Origin of the sequence: Micromonospora sp. DT44, assembly GCF_049841635.1 — a bacterium.
Taxonomy (GTDB): domain Bacteria; phylum Actinomycetota; class Actinomycetes; order Mycobacteriales; family Micromonosporaceae; genus Micromonospora.
On record NZ_JBNCKS010000012.1, the window covers coordinates 37,970 to 55,566 of the forward strand.

The 17,597-nt window shown below is 71.0% G+C and carries 14 protein-coding genes, 3 tRNA genes and 2 pseudogenes; 9 read left to right on the forward strand and 10 right to left on the reverse strand.

Going from position 1 to position 17,597, the window contains the following annotated elements:
- Window positions 1-111: 111 nt before the first annotated feature.
- The 7 genes and pseudogenes from ACLQ25_RS09270 to ACLQ25_RS09300 all read right to left on the reverse strand — a co-directional run.
- The gene (locus ACLQ25_RS09270; protein WP_425730489.1) at window positions 112-1,773 is read right to left on the reverse strand and encodes a glycoside hydrolase family 13 protein; all 1,662 of its coding nucleotides are present in this window, start codon (window positions 1,771-1,773) and stop codon (window positions 112-114) included.
- 98 nt (window positions 1,774-1,871) lie between these two features.
- Window positions 1,872-2,759, reverse strand: a complete 888-nt coding sequence (locus ACLQ25_RS09275) for a carbohydrate ABC transporter permease (RefSeq protein WP_425730490.1) — start codon at window positions 2,757-2,759, stop codon at window positions 1,872-1,874.
- 11 nt (window positions 2,760-2,770) lie between these two features.
- Entirely contained in the window at window positions 2,771-3,730 is a 960-nt protein-coding gene (locus tag ACLQ25_RS09280) for a carbohydrate ABC transporter permease (protein WP_396800659.1), read from the reverse strand.
- An 83-nt stretch (window positions 3,731-3,813) separates the two neighbouring features.
- Window positions 3,814-5,193 (reverse strand): ABC transporter substrate-binding protein, encoded by a 1,380-nt coding sequence (locus ACLQ25_RS09285; RefSeq protein ID WP_425730491.1) that lies wholly within the window; start codon window positions 5,191-5,193, stop codon window positions 3,814-3,816.
- 293 nt (window positions 5,194-5,486) lie between these two features.
- Window positions 5,487-6,491: a LacI family DNA-binding transcriptional regulator gene (locus ACLQ25_RS09290; RefSeq protein WP_425730492.1), complete on the reverse strand. Its 1,005-nt coding sequence runs from the start codon at window positions 6,489-6,491 to the stop codon at window positions 5,487-5,489.
- A 119-nt stretch (window positions 6,492-6,610) separates the two neighbouring features.
- Window positions 6,611-6,988, reverse strand: a pseudogene (locus tag ACLQ25_RS09295) (NAD(P)/FAD-dependent oxidoreductase); the annotation flags it as partial.
- Window positions 6,989-7,101: 113 nt separating this feature from the next.
- Window positions 7,102-8,113: pseudogene (locus ACLQ25_RS09300) on the reverse strand (dihydrolipoyl dehydrogenase family protein); the annotation flags it as partial.
- A gap of 62 nt (window positions 8,114-8,175) precedes the next feature.
- On the opposite strand from ACLQ25_RS09300, the gene ACLQ25_RS09305 reads away from it, so the two are divergent.
- A complete protein-coding gene (locus ACLQ25_RS09305) occupies window positions 8,176-9,252 on the forward strand; it encodes a serine hydrolase domain-containing protein (protein WP_425730493.1) in 1,077 nt (358 codons plus the stop codon).
- On the opposite strand, the gene ACLQ25_RS09310 is transcribed toward ACLQ25_RS09305, so the two are convergent.
- Complete coding sequence (locus ACLQ25_RS09310; RefSeq protein ID WP_425730494.1) at window positions 9,253-10,578, reverse strand: cryptochrome/photolyase family protein; 1,326 nt, start codon at window positions 10,576-10,578, stop codon at window positions 9,253-9,255.
- Window positions 10,575-11,498 (reverse strand): phytoene/squalene synthase family protein, encoded by a 924-nt coding sequence (locus ACLQ25_RS09315; RefSeq protein WP_425730495.1) that lies wholly within the window; start codon window positions 11,496-11,498, stop codon window positions 10,575-10,577. The genes ACLQ25_RS09310 and ACLQ25_RS09315 overlap by 4 nt, the downstream gene beginning before the upstream one ends.
- Before the next feature lie 64 nt (window positions 11,499-11,562).
- On the opposite strand from ACLQ25_RS09315, the gene ACLQ25_RS09320 reads away from it, so the two are divergent.
- The 8 genes from ACLQ25_RS09320 to ACLQ25_RS09355 all read left to right on the forward strand — a co-directional run bounded on the left by ACLQ25_RS09320 (window position 11,563) and on the right by ACLQ25_RS09355 (window position 17,145).
- Entirely contained in the window at window positions 11,563-12,705 is a 1,143-nt protein-coding gene (locus ACLQ25_RS09320; protein ID WP_425730496.1) for a polyprenyl synthetase family protein, read from the forward strand.
- Between the two features lie 28 nt (window positions 12,706-12,733).
- The gene (gene crtI / locus ACLQ25_RS09325; protein ID WP_425730497.1) at window positions 12,734-14,215 is read left to right on the forward strand and encodes a phytoene desaturase family protein; all 1,482 of its coding nucleotides are present in this window, start codon (window positions 12,734-12,736) and stop codon (window positions 14,213-14,215) included.
- The gene (idi, locus tag ACLQ25_RS09330) at window positions 14,212-14,835 is read left to right on the forward strand and encodes an isopentenyl-diphosphate Delta-isomerase (RefSeq protein WP_425730498.1); all 624 of its coding nucleotides are present in this window, start codon (window positions 14,212-14,214) and stop codon (window positions 14,833-14,835) included. Before crtI ends, idi begins: the two co-directional genes overlap by 4 nt.
- Window positions 14,825-15,769: a MerR family transcriptional regulator gene (locus tag ACLQ25_RS09335; protein ID WP_425730499.1), complete on the forward strand. Its 945-nt coding sequence runs from the start codon at window positions 14,825-14,827 to the stop codon at window positions 15,767-15,769. The genes idi and ACLQ25_RS09335 overlap by 11 nt, the downstream gene beginning before the upstream one ends.
- A 76-nt stretch (window positions 15,770-15,845) precedes the next feature.
- Window positions 15,846-16,640 (forward strand): polysaccharide deacetylase family protein, encoded by a 795-nt coding sequence (locus ACLQ25_RS09340; RefSeq protein ID WP_425730500.1) that lies wholly within the window; start codon window positions 15,846-15,848, stop codon window positions 16,638-16,640.
- Window positions 16,641-16,794: 154 nt separating this feature from the next.
- Window positions 16,795-16,867: transfer RNA gene (locus ACLQ25_RS09345), tRNA-Glu, on the forward strand.
- 31 nt (window positions 16,868-16,898) lie between these two features.
- Window positions 16,899-16,972 (forward strand) — tRNA-Asp (locus tag ACLQ25_RS09350).
- 99 nt (window positions 16,973-17,071) lie between these two features.
- Window positions 17,072-17,145: transfer RNA gene (locus tag ACLQ25_RS09355), tRNA-Phe, on the forward strand.
- 99 nt (window positions 17,146-17,244) lie between these two features.
- On the opposite strand, the gene ACLQ25_RS09360 is transcribed toward ACLQ25_RS09355, so the two are convergent.
- Window positions 17,245-17,526, reverse strand: a complete 282-nt coding sequence (locus tag ACLQ25_RS09360) for a hypothetical protein (protein WP_425730501.1) — start codon at window positions 17,524-17,526, stop codon at window positions 17,245-17,247.
- Window positions 17,527-17,597: the final 71 nt, after the last annotated feature.

Sequence of the window (17,597 nt, forward strand, 5' to 3'; positions counted from 1 at the left end):
CGCGGTGGGGGGGGGGGGGGGCGCCCCCCCCTCCCCGGTGGGGGGGGGGGGGGGGGGGGGGGGGGGGGGCGGGGCGGGGGGCCGCCCCCCCCCCCACCACGTCGGGTCGGGTCAGGTCAGGGCGGCGGCGTCCGCGCGCGGTCCGTCGGCCTCGTCGGGGGTACGGAGCCAGACGGCGGTGTCCGACGGCAGCAGCCCGTCGTCGAGTGGGCCGCTGGCCAGCAGCACCTCTCCCTCGGCGGGCATCGGCACCGCCGCGTCGGTGAGGTTGACGAGGCAGTGGAAGCCGCCGCCGCGGCTGAAGGCCAGCACGCCGTCGGGGGCGGGCAGCCAGGTCAACTCGCCGTCGCCGAGCGCCGCCTCGGCGCGCCGGACGTGGATCGCGTCCCGGTACAGCTCCAGCATCGAGGCCGCGTCGCCGGTCTGCGCCAGCGCCGTCCGGTCCTTCCAGTCGGCCGGCTGGGGCAACCAGGGCGCCGCCGAGCCTTCGGGGCTGAACCCGAACGGCGGCTCGTCACCGGCCCAGGGCAGCGGAACCCGGCAGCCGTCACGCCCGGGGTCGACCCGTCCGGAGCGTTCCCACATCGGGTCCTGCCGCATCGCGTACGGGATGTCCTCGACCTCCCAGAGCCCCAGCTCCTCGCCCTGGTAGACGTAGGCGGCGCCGGGCAGCGACAGCGACAGCAGCGCGGCGGCCCGCGCCCGCCGGGTGCCCAGCTCCAGGTCGGTGGGGATCCCCTCGCGCTTCGCGGCGAAGCTGAACGTGGTGTCCGCCCGGCCGTAGCGGGTGACGTGCCGGGTCACGTCGTGGTTGGAGAGCACCCAGGTGGCGGGCGCCCCGACCGGCGCGTGCGCGCTCAGCGTGCCGTCGATGCTCTCCCGCAGCGCGGAGGCGTCCCAGGCGCAACCGAGGAAGTCGAAGTTGAACGCGGCGTGCAGCTCGTCGGGGCGCAGGTAGTTGGCGAACCGCTGCCGGTCCGGCAACCACACCTCACCGATCAGCGCGCGGTCGGCGTACGAGTCGGCGACCCGCCGCCAGCCCCGGTAGATGTCGTGCACCCCGTCGAGGTCGTGGAACGGGTGCGGCCGGTCCGGCTCGACCTCCGGCAGCGTCCCGTCCTTCACGAGCAGACCCGCGGAGTCGATCCGGATACCGTCGACGCCCCGGTCGAACCAGAACCGCAGGATGTCCTCGAACTCGGCCCGTACCCGGGGGTGGTCCCAGTTGAAGTCCGGCTGCTGGGGGGCGAAGAGGTGCAGGTACCAGTCGCCGGGCGTGCCGTCCGGGTTGGTGGTGCGGGTCCACGTCTCGCCACCGAACTCGCCGACCCAGTCGGTGGGCCGCTGGTCGCCGTTCGGGCCGCGCCCCGGACGGAACCAGAACAGGTCCCGCTCGGGCGCCCCCGGACCGCCGGCCAGCGCGGCCTGGAACCACGGGTGCGCGTCGGAGCAGTGGTTGGGCACCACGTCGACGATCGTCCGGATGCCCAGATCGTGCGCCTCCGCGATCAGCGCCTCAACCTCGGCGAGCGTGCCGAAGACCGGATCGATGTCGCGGTAGTCGGACACGTCGTACCCGGCGTCGGCCATCGGCGACGGATACCAGGGACTGAACCAGATCGCGTCGATGCCAAGCGCGGACAGGTGGTTCAGGCGGGAGCGGATACCTGCGATGTCACCGATGCCGTCACCGTTGCCGTCGGCGAAGCTGCGTGGGTACACCTGATAGATAACGGCTCCACGCCACCACGGACTGCTGTCTGCTGTGGACACGAGCACCTGCTTTCTGCGTCAGTACGTCGCCGGGTACGCCGGTGGCGATTGTGTGTCGGACGAACGGCCGTTGTTCGCTCCGCTGTCTTCGGTGAGGTCTATCCCTTGATGCTGCCGGCGGTCAGGCCAGACATGATGTTCCGCTGGAAGATCAGGAAGACGATAACGGTCGGGATGGCGGCGATGACCGACGCGGCGATCACGATGTTCATGGGCGTACCGCCCGCGAAGGAGTAGATGCCGACACTGACCGTCCGGGTCTCCGGTGAGGGCATGACCAGCTTCGGCCAGAGGAAGTCCTTCCAGACCGCCGTCATGGCCAGGATCGCGACGACGCCGAGGATCGGGCGGGACATCGGCAGGATGATCGACCAGAGCGTCCGCAACGACGTCGCCCCGTCGACCAGGGCCGCCGCCATCAACTCCTCGGGAATCGAGTCGAAGAATCGCTTCAGCAGAAAGATGTTGAATGCGTTCGCCACCAGCGGCAGCCAGATGGCGAACGGCGAGTCGAGCAGGTTGATGTGCAGGATCGGCAGGTCGATCACGGTCACGTACTGGGGGACGATGAGCACCATTGCCGGGATCATCAGCGTGCCGAGCATCAGCCCGAGAATCACGTTGCCGAAGATCGGTCGCAGTTTCGACAACGAGTATGCGGCGGCCGCGTCGAACACGAGCTGGAACAGCACCGCGCCGATCGCGTAGTAGAACGTGTTGAACAGCAGCTTGGCGAGTTCCAGATTGTTCCAGGCGTCGATGTAGTTCTGCGGCTGCGGGTCCTTCGGGAACAGCGTGGGTGGGGTCTGCGCGATCTCCTGGCCGGATTTGAGCGCGCCGGTGACCATCCAGTAGAGCGGCCCGAGGAAGATGAGCGTGAACGCCGTCACGACGACGACCAGCAGCGTCCAGTAGATGACCCGCCCGCGCCCCCGGCTGATCTGGGCATGCGAGATGAGGGTCCGGGTTCCGGAGTCCTGTGCCATTGGGCGCCGTCCTAGTCCTGTTTCGCAGTCAGCCGCACGTACACGGCGGAGAAGCCGGCCAGCACCACGAGCATGAGCACGCCGAGTGCGGCCGCGCCGTTGAGGTCGTTCTGGAAGAACCCGTGCTGGTAGATGAGGTACGCCACGGTGGTCGCGGAATCCTCCGCGCCCGCGCCGTTGGCGAGGATCAGTGGCTCGATGAAGAGCTGCATCGTGGCGACGATCTGGATCATCGCCAGGAGCGCGAGGATGAGCCGGGTCTGCGGGATCGTCACGTGGCGGATCCGCTTGAAGATCCCGGCGCCGTCGAGCTCAGCGGCCTCGTACAGCTCGCCGGGGATGTTCTGCAGCGACGCCAGGTAGATCAGGACAGCGCCACCCATGTTCATCCAGGTGGACGCGATCACCATGGCCGGCATCGTCATCTCCGGCGACTGCATCCACTGCGACGTCGGCAGGTGCAGCGCCTTGAGGATCGCGTTGAACAACCCGGCATCGCTGGGGTCGTACGCGTAGAACTTGAAGAGGTACAGGGCCGAGGCCGGCGGCAGCATCACCGGCAGGTAGACCAGGATCCGCAGGTAGCCCTTGGCGTGCCGGAACTCGTTGAGCAGGATCGCCACGAAGAACGGCACCGCGTACCCGAGCACGAGCGCGAGCAGCGTGAAGTAGAAGGTGTTCTTCCACGCCGGCCAGAAGCTGGGGTCGGCGAGGAGACGGGTGTAGTTGTCCCAGCCCACCCAGGTCGTCTCGCCGCGCCGGGTCCGCTGGAAGCTCATGACGACGCCACGGACCATCGGGTACCAGGAGAAGACCAGGAAGCAGAGCACGGCGCCGATCAGGAAGGCGTGCCCGGTGAGGTTGTCCCGTACCTTGCGGCCGAGGCTCGTACGCTGCTTCGGCCCTGCCGCGTACGACGGCATCGGGCGGCCCGGTTTCCCGGGGGCCTGGGGGGCGGCGGTGATCGCCACGGCACACTCCTGCGGAGATCGGTGAGGCGGACGGTGCGGCGCCGGGGTGTGGGGGCCGGTGCGACGGCCCCCACACCAGCGGATCAGCTCTCTGCGGCGAGGAGCTGGTTGACCTTTTCTTCGGCCGTCTTGAGCAGCGCGTCGATGTTCGCGTTCGGGTTCGTCAGCACCCCGGACATCGCGGCGTCGAGCACCGCGTAGATCGCCTGGGCGTTACGCGGCTCGCCCTTGATCGGCACCGGGGTCGCCTCGAAAAGGGCGAAGTTCGTGGTGTCGACGTTGGCATTGGCCTTGCGCAGGTCGAGTTCCTGCTTCTGCACCTCACTGCCGTTGGCGAACAGCAGCGGCTGCGGCAGACCCACCGGGTAGTTCTGCGGCTTGGCCCGCACGTAGTCGAACTGGCCCTTGCCCGGGGTCAACTTCTGGTACGCGACCCACTTCAGACCGGCCTTGACCTGCTCGGGAGAGAGGTCCTTCTTGAAGAAGTAGCCCTCGCCGCCGCCGAGCGTGCCCTTCGCCGGGCCGTCCTGGCCGGGCAGCGGGCTCATCGCCCAGTCCTGGAACTTGCCCTGGAACTGGCTGACGATCGCCTGGGTGGCGTCCGGCGCGCCGATGAACATGCCGACCTTGCCCGCGCCGGCGTTGGTGAGCAGGTCACCCCACTGGAGCAGCTGACGGGAGCCCATGCTGTTGTCGCCGTACCGCATGTCCTTGATGTTCTGCAGGACCTGCCTGCCCATCGGGTTGTTGAAGTCGGCCTTCTTGCCGTCGGCCGTCAGCACCTGACCGCCCTGCGAGTAGAGCAGGGAGGTGAAGTGCCAGCCGCCGGTGTTGCCGGCGCTGTACTCCGAGTAGCCGGCGATGCCGTTGCCGAGCGCCGAGATCTTCTTGGCGGCGGCCCGGACCTCGCCCCACGTCTTGGGCGGGTTGTTGACGTCCAACCCGGCCTGCTGGAACAGGACCTTGTTGTAGACCAGGCCCATCGAGTAGTTCTTCACCGGTACGGCGTAGAGCTTGCCGTTGTCGGTGAAGACCTCCTTGAGCGCCGGGTCGACGCTGTCCCAGGTGGAGATCGTGTCCTTGTTGACGTACTGGGAGATGTCCATCGCCTGACCGGAGTCGAGCACCTGCGCCAGATCCGTCATGTACCCGTAGAACACGTCGGTCACGGTGCCGCCGGCCAGGCGGGCGGTGAAGTCCGGCGGGTTGTTGCACTGCTCGCCGACGCTCACGCTCTTGATGACGATGTCCGGGTTCTGCTTCTGGAACTCGGCGACGTCGTCGTTCCAGTTCTTCAACAGCTCTTTCTGGGCGCCGACCGGCTGGCAGTCCACGGTGATGGTGACCTTGCCGCCGGCGGTCGAGTCCTTGTCGTCACTCTTCGTGGAGCATGCCGTGAGGCTGAACCCCAGGCCGGCCACGAGCGCCAGCGTCGCAGCCCTTCGGTATTGCGGTACGGACATCTGTCCATCCCTTCGGGAACGGGTGTCTCCATGAGATGCGCTGATCTGCGGTGATGCGACCTGACGCCCTGTAGCTGCGCCGGAGCCAGGTGTGAGTGGAGTCACTGTAACTAGCACGACTCATTTCAGCAAGGTGTCGACGATGTTTTGAAAGGACTCGACATCAGGGCGACAGACGGCGACAGGATGCGGGATTGCGACCGTTATGCGGCTACTTGGACACCAAAAAGGCCGCCGACCGCGAGAGCGGTCGACGGCCTTCGAGAAGGTCGTTCAGTAGGCCAGGAGCGCGATCACCGACCGGGTGCGGGCGCGGTCGAGCCGCGGACCACCAGCTCCGGCTCGAACAGCAGCTCGTCCTGGAGGACGCCGACACCCTCGATCTGGGTCACCAGCAGATCCACCGCCGCCTGCCCCATCGTCTCGATCGGCTGCCGGACAGTGGTCAACGGCGGATCGGTGCAGGTCATGAACGCGGAGTCGTCGAAGCCGACCACCGAGATGTCCGTCGGCACCGCACGACCCAGGCGCCGGGCGGCCCGGATCGTGCCCAGAGCCAGGACGTCGCTGGCGCAGATGATGCCGGTCACGCCCCGCTCGACCAGCTTCGTCGCGGCAACCCGTGCGCCCTCCATGGAGAAGCTGGACCGCTGGACGCACTCAGCGTCGTCCTCGCCCCAGCCAGCAACCCGCACCATCGCGTCCAGCTTGCGGCGCGACGGCACGTGCCCCTCCGGGCCGAGCACCATCCCGATCCGCTCGTGGCCCAGCGAGCGCAGATGCCCGTACGCCTGCTCCACCGCCACCGCGTCGTCGGTCGAGACCCGGGGAAAGCCCAACTCGTCGACACCGGCGTTGACCAGCACCACCGGGAGGCCCCGGTCGGTCAGCCGTCGGTAGTGGTCGTGCCGGGCGTCGGCGAGCGCGTACGAGCCGCCGGCGAAGATCACGCCGGACACCTGGTGATCGAGGAGCATCTCGACGTAGTCCATCTCGGACACGCCGCCGATGGTGCGGGCGCACAGGGCCGGCGTGTAGCCGCGCTGGGCGAGCGTCCCGGTCACCACCTCGGCGAGCGCCGGGAAGATCGGGTTCTGCAACTCGGGCAGCACCAGCCCGACCAGCCGGGCACGCTCACCGCGCAGCTTGGTCGGCCGCTCGTAGCCGAGCACGTCGAGCGCGGTCAGCACCGCCGTCCGGGTCGCCTCGGAGACACCGTCCCGGCCGTTGAGCACCCGGCTGACGGTGGCCTCGCTGACGCCTGCCTTCTTGGCAACTTCAGTCAACCGCTTGGTCACGGCCGCAATCGTACGTCACAGAAATGAAAGAAATGAACCGTGAAACGGTCAGATTTTGCGGTGCAACTGTCGCAGGTTGCCACGATTCATCCGCTCAACTTCGGTCGTCGTCGTCGTCGTCAGGACAGGTCGCGCAGCGCGTCCTCGATGGCACGGTGGAACGTGGGGTACGCGTAGATCATGTGCCGCAGTTGGCTCAGCGGCACGGCCGCGTGCACCGCCACCACGAGCGCCGACAGCACCTCGCCACCGGCCGGGCCGACCGACGTCGCACCGATCAGCACGCCCTGGTCGGCGTCCGCGATGAGCTTGATGAAGCCCTCGTCGCCGACCCGGTGGATCCAGCCCCGGGTCGAGCTGCTGAGCTTGGTGAACCCGACCTGCACGTTGATGCCGCGTTCGCGGGCCTGCCGCTCGGTCAGCCCCACCGCGCCGACCTCGGGATCGGTGAAGGTCACCCGGGGCAGCGCGCGGTAGTCGGCGCGCGGGACGGTGCCGGCCGAGCCGCTCGATCCGCTGGCGGCCAGCGAACTGGAGGAGCCCATCGCGCCGCCGACGACGCTGGCGGTGCCGCTGGCGTCCGGGCCGGCCGTCGCCTGCCGGTAGTGGGCGAGGATGTCGGACACCACGATGGCCGCCTGGTACATGGCGATGTGCGTGAACGCCCCCTCGCCGGTCAGGTCACCCACCCCCCAGATGCCCTCGGTGACGTGCATCCGGTCGTCCACCGGCAGGTAACGCTGCTTGGCGTCGACGCCGACGGTGTCCAGCCCCAACTCCTCCAGGTGCGCCCGACGCCCGGTGACCACGAGCAGTCGCTCCGCGGTGAACTGCGCCCCACCACCGCCGTGCAGCGTGAAACGGTCACCGTCGTGTTCGACCCGTTCGGCGCGTACCCCGGTGTGGATCTCGACGCCGTCGGCGCGCAGCGCGGCGGCGGCCACGTCGGAGGCCTCCGGCTCCTCCACGGCCAGCACCCGGTCCAACGCCTCCACCACGGTGACGCGGACGCCGAAGCGCGCGAAGACCTGGGCCAGTTCCAGCCCGATGGCGCCGCCACCGAGCATCAGCAGCGACTCCGGCAGCTCCTCGACCTCGATGGCCTGGTGGTTGGTCCAGTACGGCGTGCCGGCCAGGCCGTCGATCGGCGGCACCGAGGGCCGGGTACCGGTGCCCAGGACGATGCCGTGCCGGGCCTGGAACACCTGGTCGCCGACCCGGACGCGCCCCGGGCCGTCGAGCCGGCCACTGCCCCGGACGAACCGGCCACCCTTGCCGGTGAACCGGTCGACCGCGACCTTGTCGTCCCAGGTGTCGGTGGCCTCCTCGCGGATCCGCTTCGCCACCGGCGCCCAGTCCGGCCGGACCTGCGCGGTGCCCGCCAGCCCGTCGACCCGACGCGCCTCGGCCAGCGCGTTCGCGGCCCTGATCATCATCTTGCTCGGGATGCAGCCCCAGTACGGGCACTCGCCGCCGACGAGGTCCCGCTCGATGCCGACGACGCTCAGGCCGGCCTCGGCGAGTCGCTCGGCCACCTCCTCGCCGCCGACCCCCAGGCCCACCACGACAACGTCCACCAGCTCCGGCTCCGCCACCCCAACAGCATCCCCCAGCGGTACCATCCCGACCACCGGGGTCCGGAAAGTCGGCGGGCGCACCGCGCCGGAGCGCCTACGGTGATCCGATGCACGCACGCTTCGCCCCCGTCCGGGACTGTTTCCACGACCTGCTGACCGCCGGTCGGGAGACCGGTGCCAGCCTCACCATCTGGTACGACGGCCAGCCGGTGGTCGACCTGGTGGGCGGCTTCCGCGCCGGCGACGGGCCGTCCGGCCAACCATGGCGGCCGGACACGCTGGTCAACGTCTACTCGGTCGGCAAGCCGGTGGCCGCGCTGTGTCTGCTGCTGCTCGTCGACCGGGGCCGGGTCGACCTGGACTCGCCCGTGCAGCGGTACTGGCCGGAGTTCCGTACCCCGGCCACCGTGCGGCACGTGTTGTCGCACACCGCCGGGCTGCCGGCGTTCCCGGTGCCCCGACCGGCCAGCGCGATCGCGGACTGGGCGCTGCTCGCCGGCGACCTGGCCGCCGCCGACCCTGAATGGCCGCCCGGATCGTTGGCCGGCGAGCACGCCTGGACGTACGGCCATCTGGTGGGCGAGCTGGTCCGCCGGGTGGACGGCCGGAGCGTGGGCCGTTTCCTCGCCGACGAGATCGCCGGCCCCTGGCAGCTCGACCTCGGGTTCGGGCTGGTCGAGACGGACCAACGGCGCTGCGCGGACCTGCGCTACGGCGACCCGGAGTGGCCGACCCGCAAGCTCGGCGAGCCGGAGACCCTCCGGGCGAGGGCGATGGGCAACCCGGCCGGTGGGCTGGACCTCGCCGTGCTGAACAGCCCGCTGTGGCGGAGGGCCGAGATGCCGGCGGTCAACCTGCACGCCACCTCCGTGGGCCTGGGCCGGCTCTACGCGGGCCTGCTGGCCGGCGGCGTCCTGGACGGCGTACGGCTGTTCAGCCCCGCCCTTGTCGACGAGGCGACCCGGGTCCAGTACGACGGCCCGGACCTGGTGCTGGACCGCCGGGTCCGGTGGACGCTGGGCATGCAGTGGGAGCCCGACCTCAGTTGGGGCATGGGCGGGCTCGGGGGCAGCAGCGCCTGGGCCGACCCGGTGCGTGGCTACACGCTCGCGTACGTCACGGCACAGCTCGCCGAACACGACCGGGTCGACCAGCTGGCCGAGGCACTGCACTCCTGCCTCTGATCAGCGCAGCCAGACCGGATCGGTGCCGGGCACGGTGAGCGGCGGCGGATAGTCCAACGTGCGGCGGAGGTCGTCGGGCAGCTTCCACGGCTGGTGGATGGCCTTGCCCGACACCTTCGCCAACTCCGGAACCCAACGGCGTACGTAGTCGCCGTCCGGGTCGTACCGCTCGGCCTGCCGGACCGGGTTGAACCCCCGGTACGGCTTGGTGTCGTTACCGGTGCCGGCGACCCACTGCCAGTTGCCGGAGTTGTTGGCCACGTCGCCGTCGAGGAGCCAGCGGAAGAAGACCTGCACGCCGGCCCGCCAGTCCTGCCCCAGGTGCTTGGTCAGGTAACCGGCGGTGATCAGCCGGGCCCGGTTGTGCTGCCAACCCTGTGCCCGCATCTGCCGCATCCCGGCGTCCACGATCGGCATGCCCGTCCGGCCCTCGGTCCAGGCCGTGAGGGCATCGTCGTCGTAGCGCCACTCCTCGGTGGCGCCCCGCCGGTAGGCGGCCGTCGAGATCTGCGGGAACGCGGCGGTGACCTGGTAGTAGAAGTCGCGCCAGCAGATCTGCCGCACGAACGGACCGGACCGGTCGCCAGCGCGGTTGGCCACCGACAGCGGCGACACGCAACCGAAGCGCAGGTACGGGCTGAGGCGGGAGGTGTCGTCGCCGGCCATGTCGTCGTGCTGGTCGTCGTACCGGCCCAGCTCGGGCAGCCAGTCGGTGAGCCGCTGCCGGGCGACGCCTTCGCCGCCGACGGCCGCGTCCGGTGACTCCCCCGCCGGCAGCGCCGGCAACCGGCCCACGCTCACCCCGTCGGGCAGCACGATCCGGCGGGGCGCCGCCAACTCCTCGCGCCACCGCGCGGCGGCCCACGCCCGGTGGTAGGGGCTGAACACGCGGTAGTGGTCGCCTCCACCGCCGGGGCGCAGCGCACCCGGCTCGACGACCGTCAGCCCCGGAAAGAGCCGCAGGTGCAGCCGGTGCCGCTCGCACTCGGCCCGCAGTCGGCGCTCCCGCCGGCGGGCGTAGTGGCTGACATCGGCGGACAGCGCCACGGCGGTGGCACCGACCTTGCCGGCCAGCCGGATCGTCTCGGCCACCGGGTCGCCGCGCCGCACCACCAGGTCGCCGCCGCGCTCGCGCAGCGCCTCGCGCAGATCGGCGAGCGCCTGGTGCAGAAACCGGGTGCGGTTGGCCGACAGCCCGGCCAGGGCCGGGTCGAGCACGTACAACGGCACCACCCGGTCGAACGCCGCACAGGTCGTCGCCAGCGCCGGGTGGTCGTGCACCCGCAGGTCGCGGGTGAAGAGCACGACCGCGGTGCCCCCGCTCACCGGGCCGCCGGCTGGACCGTCGGGCCCGGGATCGTGACCGGGGTACCCGTCGACGTCAGCAGAGCACGCGCGGCCACCGCCATCCGTCGCCGCTGCGGCACCAGGGCGCGACGGGAGAAGACGTCGTAGTCCTGCTCGGCCACCTCGTCGAGGATGCCGCCGTAGAGCGCGTACGCCGTGCGCATGCACGCCTGCGAGGCGGGAGCGAGCATGGTGATGCCCGGCGCGGCGGCGGCGTAGTGCGCCTGGGCCCGGGTCACCTCGTACTCGATCAATTCGCGGGTGCGGGGCGTGCCCTGCCCCCGGTCGCGGGCCTCGATCAGCTCCTCGCGGGTGACGCCGAACTTCGCCAGGTCCTCGTCGGGGAGGTAGGTGCGGCCCCGGTCGAGGTCCTCGGCGACGTCCCGGATGAAGTTGGTGAGCTGGAAGGCGAAGCCGAGCTGCCGGGCCGGCTCGCGGGCCGCCGCCGGGTCGGAGCTGCCCAGGATCGGCAACATCATCGTGCCGATCACCGCCGCCGAACCCTCCATGTAGTCGAGCAGGTGGTCGTACGTCGGGTACGAGGTGACCGTCAGGTCCATCGCCATGCTCTTGAGAAACGACGCGAAGTCGTCCCGGTCCAGATCGAAGATGGCGATCGTGTGCAGCACGGCCGGCAGCAGCGGGTCGTCAACCGACGCGCCATGCAGGCCGGCCACGAACCTGCTGGCCCAGTCGTCGAGCAGCGCGGCCCGCTCGGCAGGTGGGAGGGCCTCGGTGCTGTCGACGATCTCGTCGGCGTACCGCGTGAATCCGTAGAGAGCGTGCACATGTCGTCGTTTCCACGCGGGGAGCAGCCGGGTGGCGAGATAGTAGGTGCGGCCATGGCGTTTGTGCAGCTCACGGCACCGGTCATAGGCAGCGGTGAGATCCGTTTCCACCGGCCCTCCTCAGATATCGACGCACCAATCGACGCAACTCGTACCCTAGGGTACGCTCGCCCACATGGCCAACGACGCAGTTGCGGGCAACGCGATACGTGTGGCGCCGACGGAGCCAGGCGAGCGGGACGACCCGGTCCGCGCTGTCCTGGCCGCTTACACCCAGGACCTGATCACTGCGGTCGACGAGACCCTCTCCACCTTCCTCACCGCCGAGGTCGACGCACTCACCGAGATCGACGCAGCCATGGGCGGATTCGCGTCCGCCGCCCGCGCGGCCGTGCTGTCCGGGGGAAAGCGGATCCGGTCCACGTTCGGCTACTGGGGCTGGCGCGGGGCCGTCGGTGGCGACGAACCGCTCCCCGCAGTCCTGCCCGCGCTGGCCGCGCTCGAACTGCTGCACACCTTCGCGCTCGTCCACGACGACGTGATGGACGCCTCCACCACCCGTCGCGGCCGGCCCACCGCGCACGTCGCGCTCGCCGCCCAGCACGTCGCCGCCGGTCACCGGGGCGACCCGGACCGGTTCGGCGAGGCCGCCGCCGTGCTGATCGGCGACCTCTGCATGGTCTGGGCCGACAAGCTGCTCGCCCGCGCCACCATCACCCCGGCGAGGCTGTTCGAGGTCCGCCGCTGCTACGACCAGATGCGGGTCGAGACGGTCGCGGGGCAATACCTGGACGTGCTCGGCGAGAACGACCCGGACAGCTGGTCGGTCGACCGGGCGCTGCGCGTGGCCCGCTACAAGACCGCCAGCTACACGGTGCAGCGACCGCTGCTGTTCGGCGCCCGCCTGGCCACGGTGACGGCCGACGACGCGCTGATCACCGCGTACACCCGCTACGGGCTGGCCGTCGGCGAGGCGTTCCAGCTCCGCGACGACCTGCTCGGCGTCTACGGCGATCCGGAGTCGACCGGTAAGCCGGCCGGCGACGACCTGCGCGTCGGCAAGCCCACCACGCTGCTCATGCTGGCCCGCCAGCTGGCCACGCCGAGCCAGCTCCGGGCGCTGGAGCAGGCCGACGGCGAACCCGTCGAACGGCTCGCCGACGTGGTCGCCGCGACCGGCGCGGTGGCCCGGGTGGAGCGGATGATCGCCGAGCGGGTCGGCGATGCCCTGGCCGCGCTCGACAGCGCGCCCGTGGACCGGACGGCGCGTACCGCGCTGACCGGGTTGGCCACCGCTGCCACCGGTCGGCGGGCCTGATGATCGAGGATCTCGAGGAGGTGGTCACGTGCGGACGGTGACGGGACGGACGGACCGGGTGGTGGTCGTGGGTGCCGGGCTGGGTGGGCTCGCCTGCGCGCTGCACCTCGCCGGCAGCGGCCGGCAGGTGACGGTGCTGGAGCGCGAGTCGGTCCCCGGCGGACGGGCCGGCCGGCTCGCGGTTGACGGCTACGAGTTCGACACCGGCCCGACCGTGCTCACCATGCCCGACCTCATCGCCGAGGCGCTCGGGGCCGTCGGCGAGGAGCTGCGCGACTGGCTCGACCTGACCCCGCTGGACCCGGCGTACCGGGCGTACTACCCGGACGGGTCGACCCTCGACGTACGCACCGACACCACCCGGATGGCGGCCGAGATCTCCCGGGTCTGCGGTCCCCGGGAGGCCGACGGCTACCTGCGCTTCGTCGACTACTCGCGCGAGCTGTGGCGGCTGGAACGGGCCGACTTCATCGAGCGCAACCTGGACGCGCCGACCGACCTACTCACCGGCAACCTGCTCAAGCTGCTCACCGGTGGGGCCTTCCGCCGCCTCCAGACCAAGATCAACCAGTTCTTCCGGGACCCGCGTACCCAGCGGATCTTCTCCTTCCAGGCGATGTACGCCGGGCTCGCCCCGCACGACGCGCTGGCCATCTACGCGGTCATCGCGTACCTCGACTCGGTGGCCGGGGTCTACTTCCCCCGGGGCGGCATCCACGCGGTCTCCCGCGCGATGGCCGGCGCCGCCGAGAAGCACGGCGTACAGATCCGGTACGACACCACGGTGACCCGGGTGGAGACCGCGAACGGGCGGGCCACCGGCGTGCTGACCGCCGACGGCGAGCTGGTGCCGGCGGACGTGGTGGTACTCAACCCGGACCTGCCGGTCGCCTACCGGGACCTGCTGCCCGCCGCGCCCGCCCGACGCCTCACCTACTCGCCGTCCTGCGTCGTCCTGCACGTCGGCTCGCGGCAGGGCTATGCGAAGATCGCCCACCACAACATCCACTTCGGACGCGCGTGGAAGGGCACCTTCGATGAGGTCATCCGCAGGGGTGAGCTGATGACCGATCCGTCGCTGCTCGTCACCAATCCCAGCCGGACCGACCCGTCGGTGGCACCAGCGGATCGGCACACCTACTACGTGCTCGCGCCCGTGCCGAACCTCGACCGGGCGCCCTTCGAGTGGCGTGGCGACCTGACCCAGCGGTACGGCGACCAGCTCATCGCGACGCTGGAGGAGCGCGGCTACGTCGGGTTCGGCGACGGCGTCGAGGTGCTGCGGGCGATCACCCCCGCCGAGTGGGCCGAACAGGGCATGGCCGCCGGCACACCGTTCGCCGCCGCGCACACCCTCTTCCAGACCGGGCCGTTCCGCCCGTCGAACCTGCACCGACACCTGTCGAACGTCGTCTTCGTCGGCTCCGGCACCCAACCCGGCGTGGGCGTACCGATGGTCTTGATCTCTGGCAAGCTGGCCGCCGGCCGGATCACAGGGGAGGGACGATGAGCAGCCGCGAGGACCATCTCGTCGAGCTGGTCGACGACGCCGGGCGAGCCCACGGCGACACCACCGTCGCCGCCGCACACCAACCGCCGGGGCAACTGCACCGGGCGTTCTCGGTGATGCTCGTCGACCCGGACGGCCAGGTGCTGTTGCAACGACGGGCCGCGGTCAAGACCCGCTTTCCGCTGCGGTGGGCGAACTCCTGCTGCGGCCACCCCCGGCCGGGCGAGTCGCTCACCGAGGCCGCCAACCGGCGGCTGCGCGAGGAGCTGGGCACCGGTCCGGTCGAGCTGACCCAGGTGGGCGTCTACGTCTACTACGCCGAGGACCCCACCACCGGTCGGGTCGAGTTCGAGTACGACCACGTGCTGCGCGGCGAGTTCCGGCCCGTCGCGCCACTGAGCCCCGACCCGGACGAGGTGGCCGAGCTGCGCTGGGCCGACCCGGCCGCCCTGGAAGCCGACCTCGACCGGGACCCTCGTTCGTACGCGCCCTGGCTGGGCGGGGTGGTGAACCGTCTGTTGCGCCCCGCGGGGTCGTCGTCGGACACCCCCGGCTCCACCACCAGGACCCCGCCCGGATCGCCGGCGGACGACGCGGTGGAGCGGTCGGGTGGCCGATGAGGCGTTGAGCGCGGGCGCCGTCGCGCGCCGGCTGGGGGTCGCGGTCACCACGCTGCGCACCTGGCACCAGCGCTACGGGCTCGGGCCCAGCGAGCACGTGCCCGGCCATCACCGCCGGTACACACCGGCCGACCTGGCCCGCCTCGAAACCATGCGGCGGCTGACCGCCGAGGGCGTCAGCCCGGCCGAGGCGGCCCGATGGGCCCGGCAGGCACCGGACCGCACGCACCTGGACACCGTCCCCCGGGGTCGGATCCGTCCGGCGAGCCGCGACGGCGGCGGCGCCATCGGGGTGGGCCGCGCCGGACCGGCGGCCCGGGGCCTGGCCCGCGCTGCCATGCGCCTGGACGCGGCGGCGATCAACGAGACGATCGCGCACACGATCGCCGCCAGCGGGGTCGTCGCCACCTGGGAGACCCTGCTGCGGCCGGTCCTCGCCGGCATCGGTGACCGGCATGTCGCCACCTCCGGCCTCATCGAGGTGGAGCACCTGGTCTCCCGATGCGTGTCGGAGGCGTTCGCCGCGGCCAGCCGGGCCAACCCGCCCGCCGGGGCCGCCCGGATCCTGCTCTCCTGCGCCGACGAGGAGCAGCACACCCTGCCCCTGGAAGCACTGGCCGCCGCGCTCGCCGAGGCCGGGGTGGGCTACCGGATGCTGGGCGCCCGGGTGCCGGTGGCCGCCCTCGTCGAGGCGGTCAACCGGACCGGACCGGCCGCCGTGGTCCTCTGGTCACACACCCGGGCCACCGCCGACCCGGCCCAGCTCAGCGCGCTGCTCGCCGCACCCCGTCGCCCGCTGCTGATCCTCGCCGCCGGCCCGGGCTGGCGGGCCGACGGGCTGCCCGCCGGAGTGGTCCGGCCGGTCGACCTGGCCGAGGCGGTCTCACTGGCGGTGGCGGTCCGCGACTCGCTGGACCAGTCGCGAGAGGCCTGACCGACCTGTCGGCTCCCCGGCCGCTTCCACTACCGTCGGGGTGGTCCGCCCACCCCGACCCTCCGGGAGCGAACAGATGCAAGCCCGCGCCGCCCTGGCGTCCGTCCTCGCCGTGGTGCTGGTCTTGTCCGGTTGCGCCCAGCCAGACACTGCCATCCACGTCGCCGGGCCGCCGCAGCCCGTCGAGTCGACCACCGGCCCCACGCCGAAGCCCACCCCCTCGCCGAGCGCCACCCGCACCAAGCCCCCGAAACCGCCGCTGCGACCGCTGCCGGCGAAGCTCCCGGCCGGGCTCCGGCGCAACACCGGCGTACGGCCCGTGGCGCTGACCTTCGACGACGGGCCCAGCCCCGCCTGGACGCCCAAGGTGCTCGACCAACTGAAGGCGGCCCACGTCACGGCCACCTTCTGCGTCGTGGGCCGCGAAGCCCAACGGCACCCGGAGCTGATCCGCCGGATCGTCCGGGAGGGCCACCAACTGTGCAACCACAGTTGGCGGCACGACCTCGACCTCGCCCGCCGACCGGTCGCCGACATCAAGGCCGACCTGGCCCGGACCAACAAGGCCATCCAGACAGCCGCCCCGGGCACTCCGGTGCTCTTCTACCGGCAACCCGGCGGCCGGTGGACGCCAGAGGTCCTCGGCGTGGCCAAGGAGCTCGGCATGCGCCCCCTGCACTGGGCCGTCGACCCGCAGGACTGGGACAAGCCGACCGCCGCCACGATCGCCAAGCGGGTCCACAACGCAGCACGTCCCGGCTCCATCGTGCTGCTGCACGACGGGGGCGGAAACCGGGCCGCGACGCTCGCCGCCTGCCCGCACCTGATCGCCGACCTGAAGCACCGCTACGGCATCACCCGGCTCAAGTAGATTGGCTCTGACCCGCGGTTATACGGTCCACCACGACCCCGGCGATACCGGTTTTGTCGACCGGCCAGGCATCACGTATGCTTTCCAAGCCTCCGGCGGGGCCGGATGGGAGCAAGTCCGCTTGAAGTTGCGAATGTGCAATGATGGCGGGGCCGCCCTCATCGTCTAGCGGCCCAGGACGCCGCCCTTTCAAGGCGGTAGCACGGGTTCGAATCCCGTTGGGGGCACGACCGGCGCAAGCCGGAGCAACACAAGCTAGGTCCTGTGGAGCAGTTGGAGTGCTCGCCGCCCTGTCAAGGCGGAGGTCGCGGGTTCAAGTCCCGTCAGGACCGCAGCGCTGACGCCGCGCCTCGCGCGGCGTTCTGCGTATCGGAGCGTGTGATCCTGTCAGCAGCTCAATCTGCTGACGGGTAGCATGAGCCGAGCAACACGGCCAGGTAGCTCAGTTGGTACGAGCGTCCGACTGAAAATCGGAAGGTCGGCGGTTCGACCCCGCCCCTGGCCACATAGCCTTTCGCCGGGCTATCCAGGGGAAACGCCCCACCGAGGTTAACTCCGGTGGGGCGTTTCTCTGCGTATGGGGACACCCTGGGGACAGGTGGAGCTACTGCCGCTGCCCGGTCTGCCCCTTCGGTAGAGCCGCGGCAAGCCGATTGACCGTCTCCCGGACACCCTCGACGTGGCCGCGCTCGAGCGCGCTGGCGAGCAGTCGGAGGGTGGTCGCGCCGAGCAGCAGATCCACCGCCACCAGGAGCACGTACCGAGCCGTTACCGGCGGGTGTTCGGTGTCGTAGGCGTACATCGCCAGGAGGGCGAGCAGGACCAGGGCGGCGGTGCCGGTGACGCAGCCGGCGATCAGCATGGTGCGGTTGCGGTGGTGGTGCATGGGGTCAGCTCCTCGTTGCCGATGTGCTGTGGGGAGGGCGGAGGTCGGGGACGCCTCCAGCCGGCCGCGGG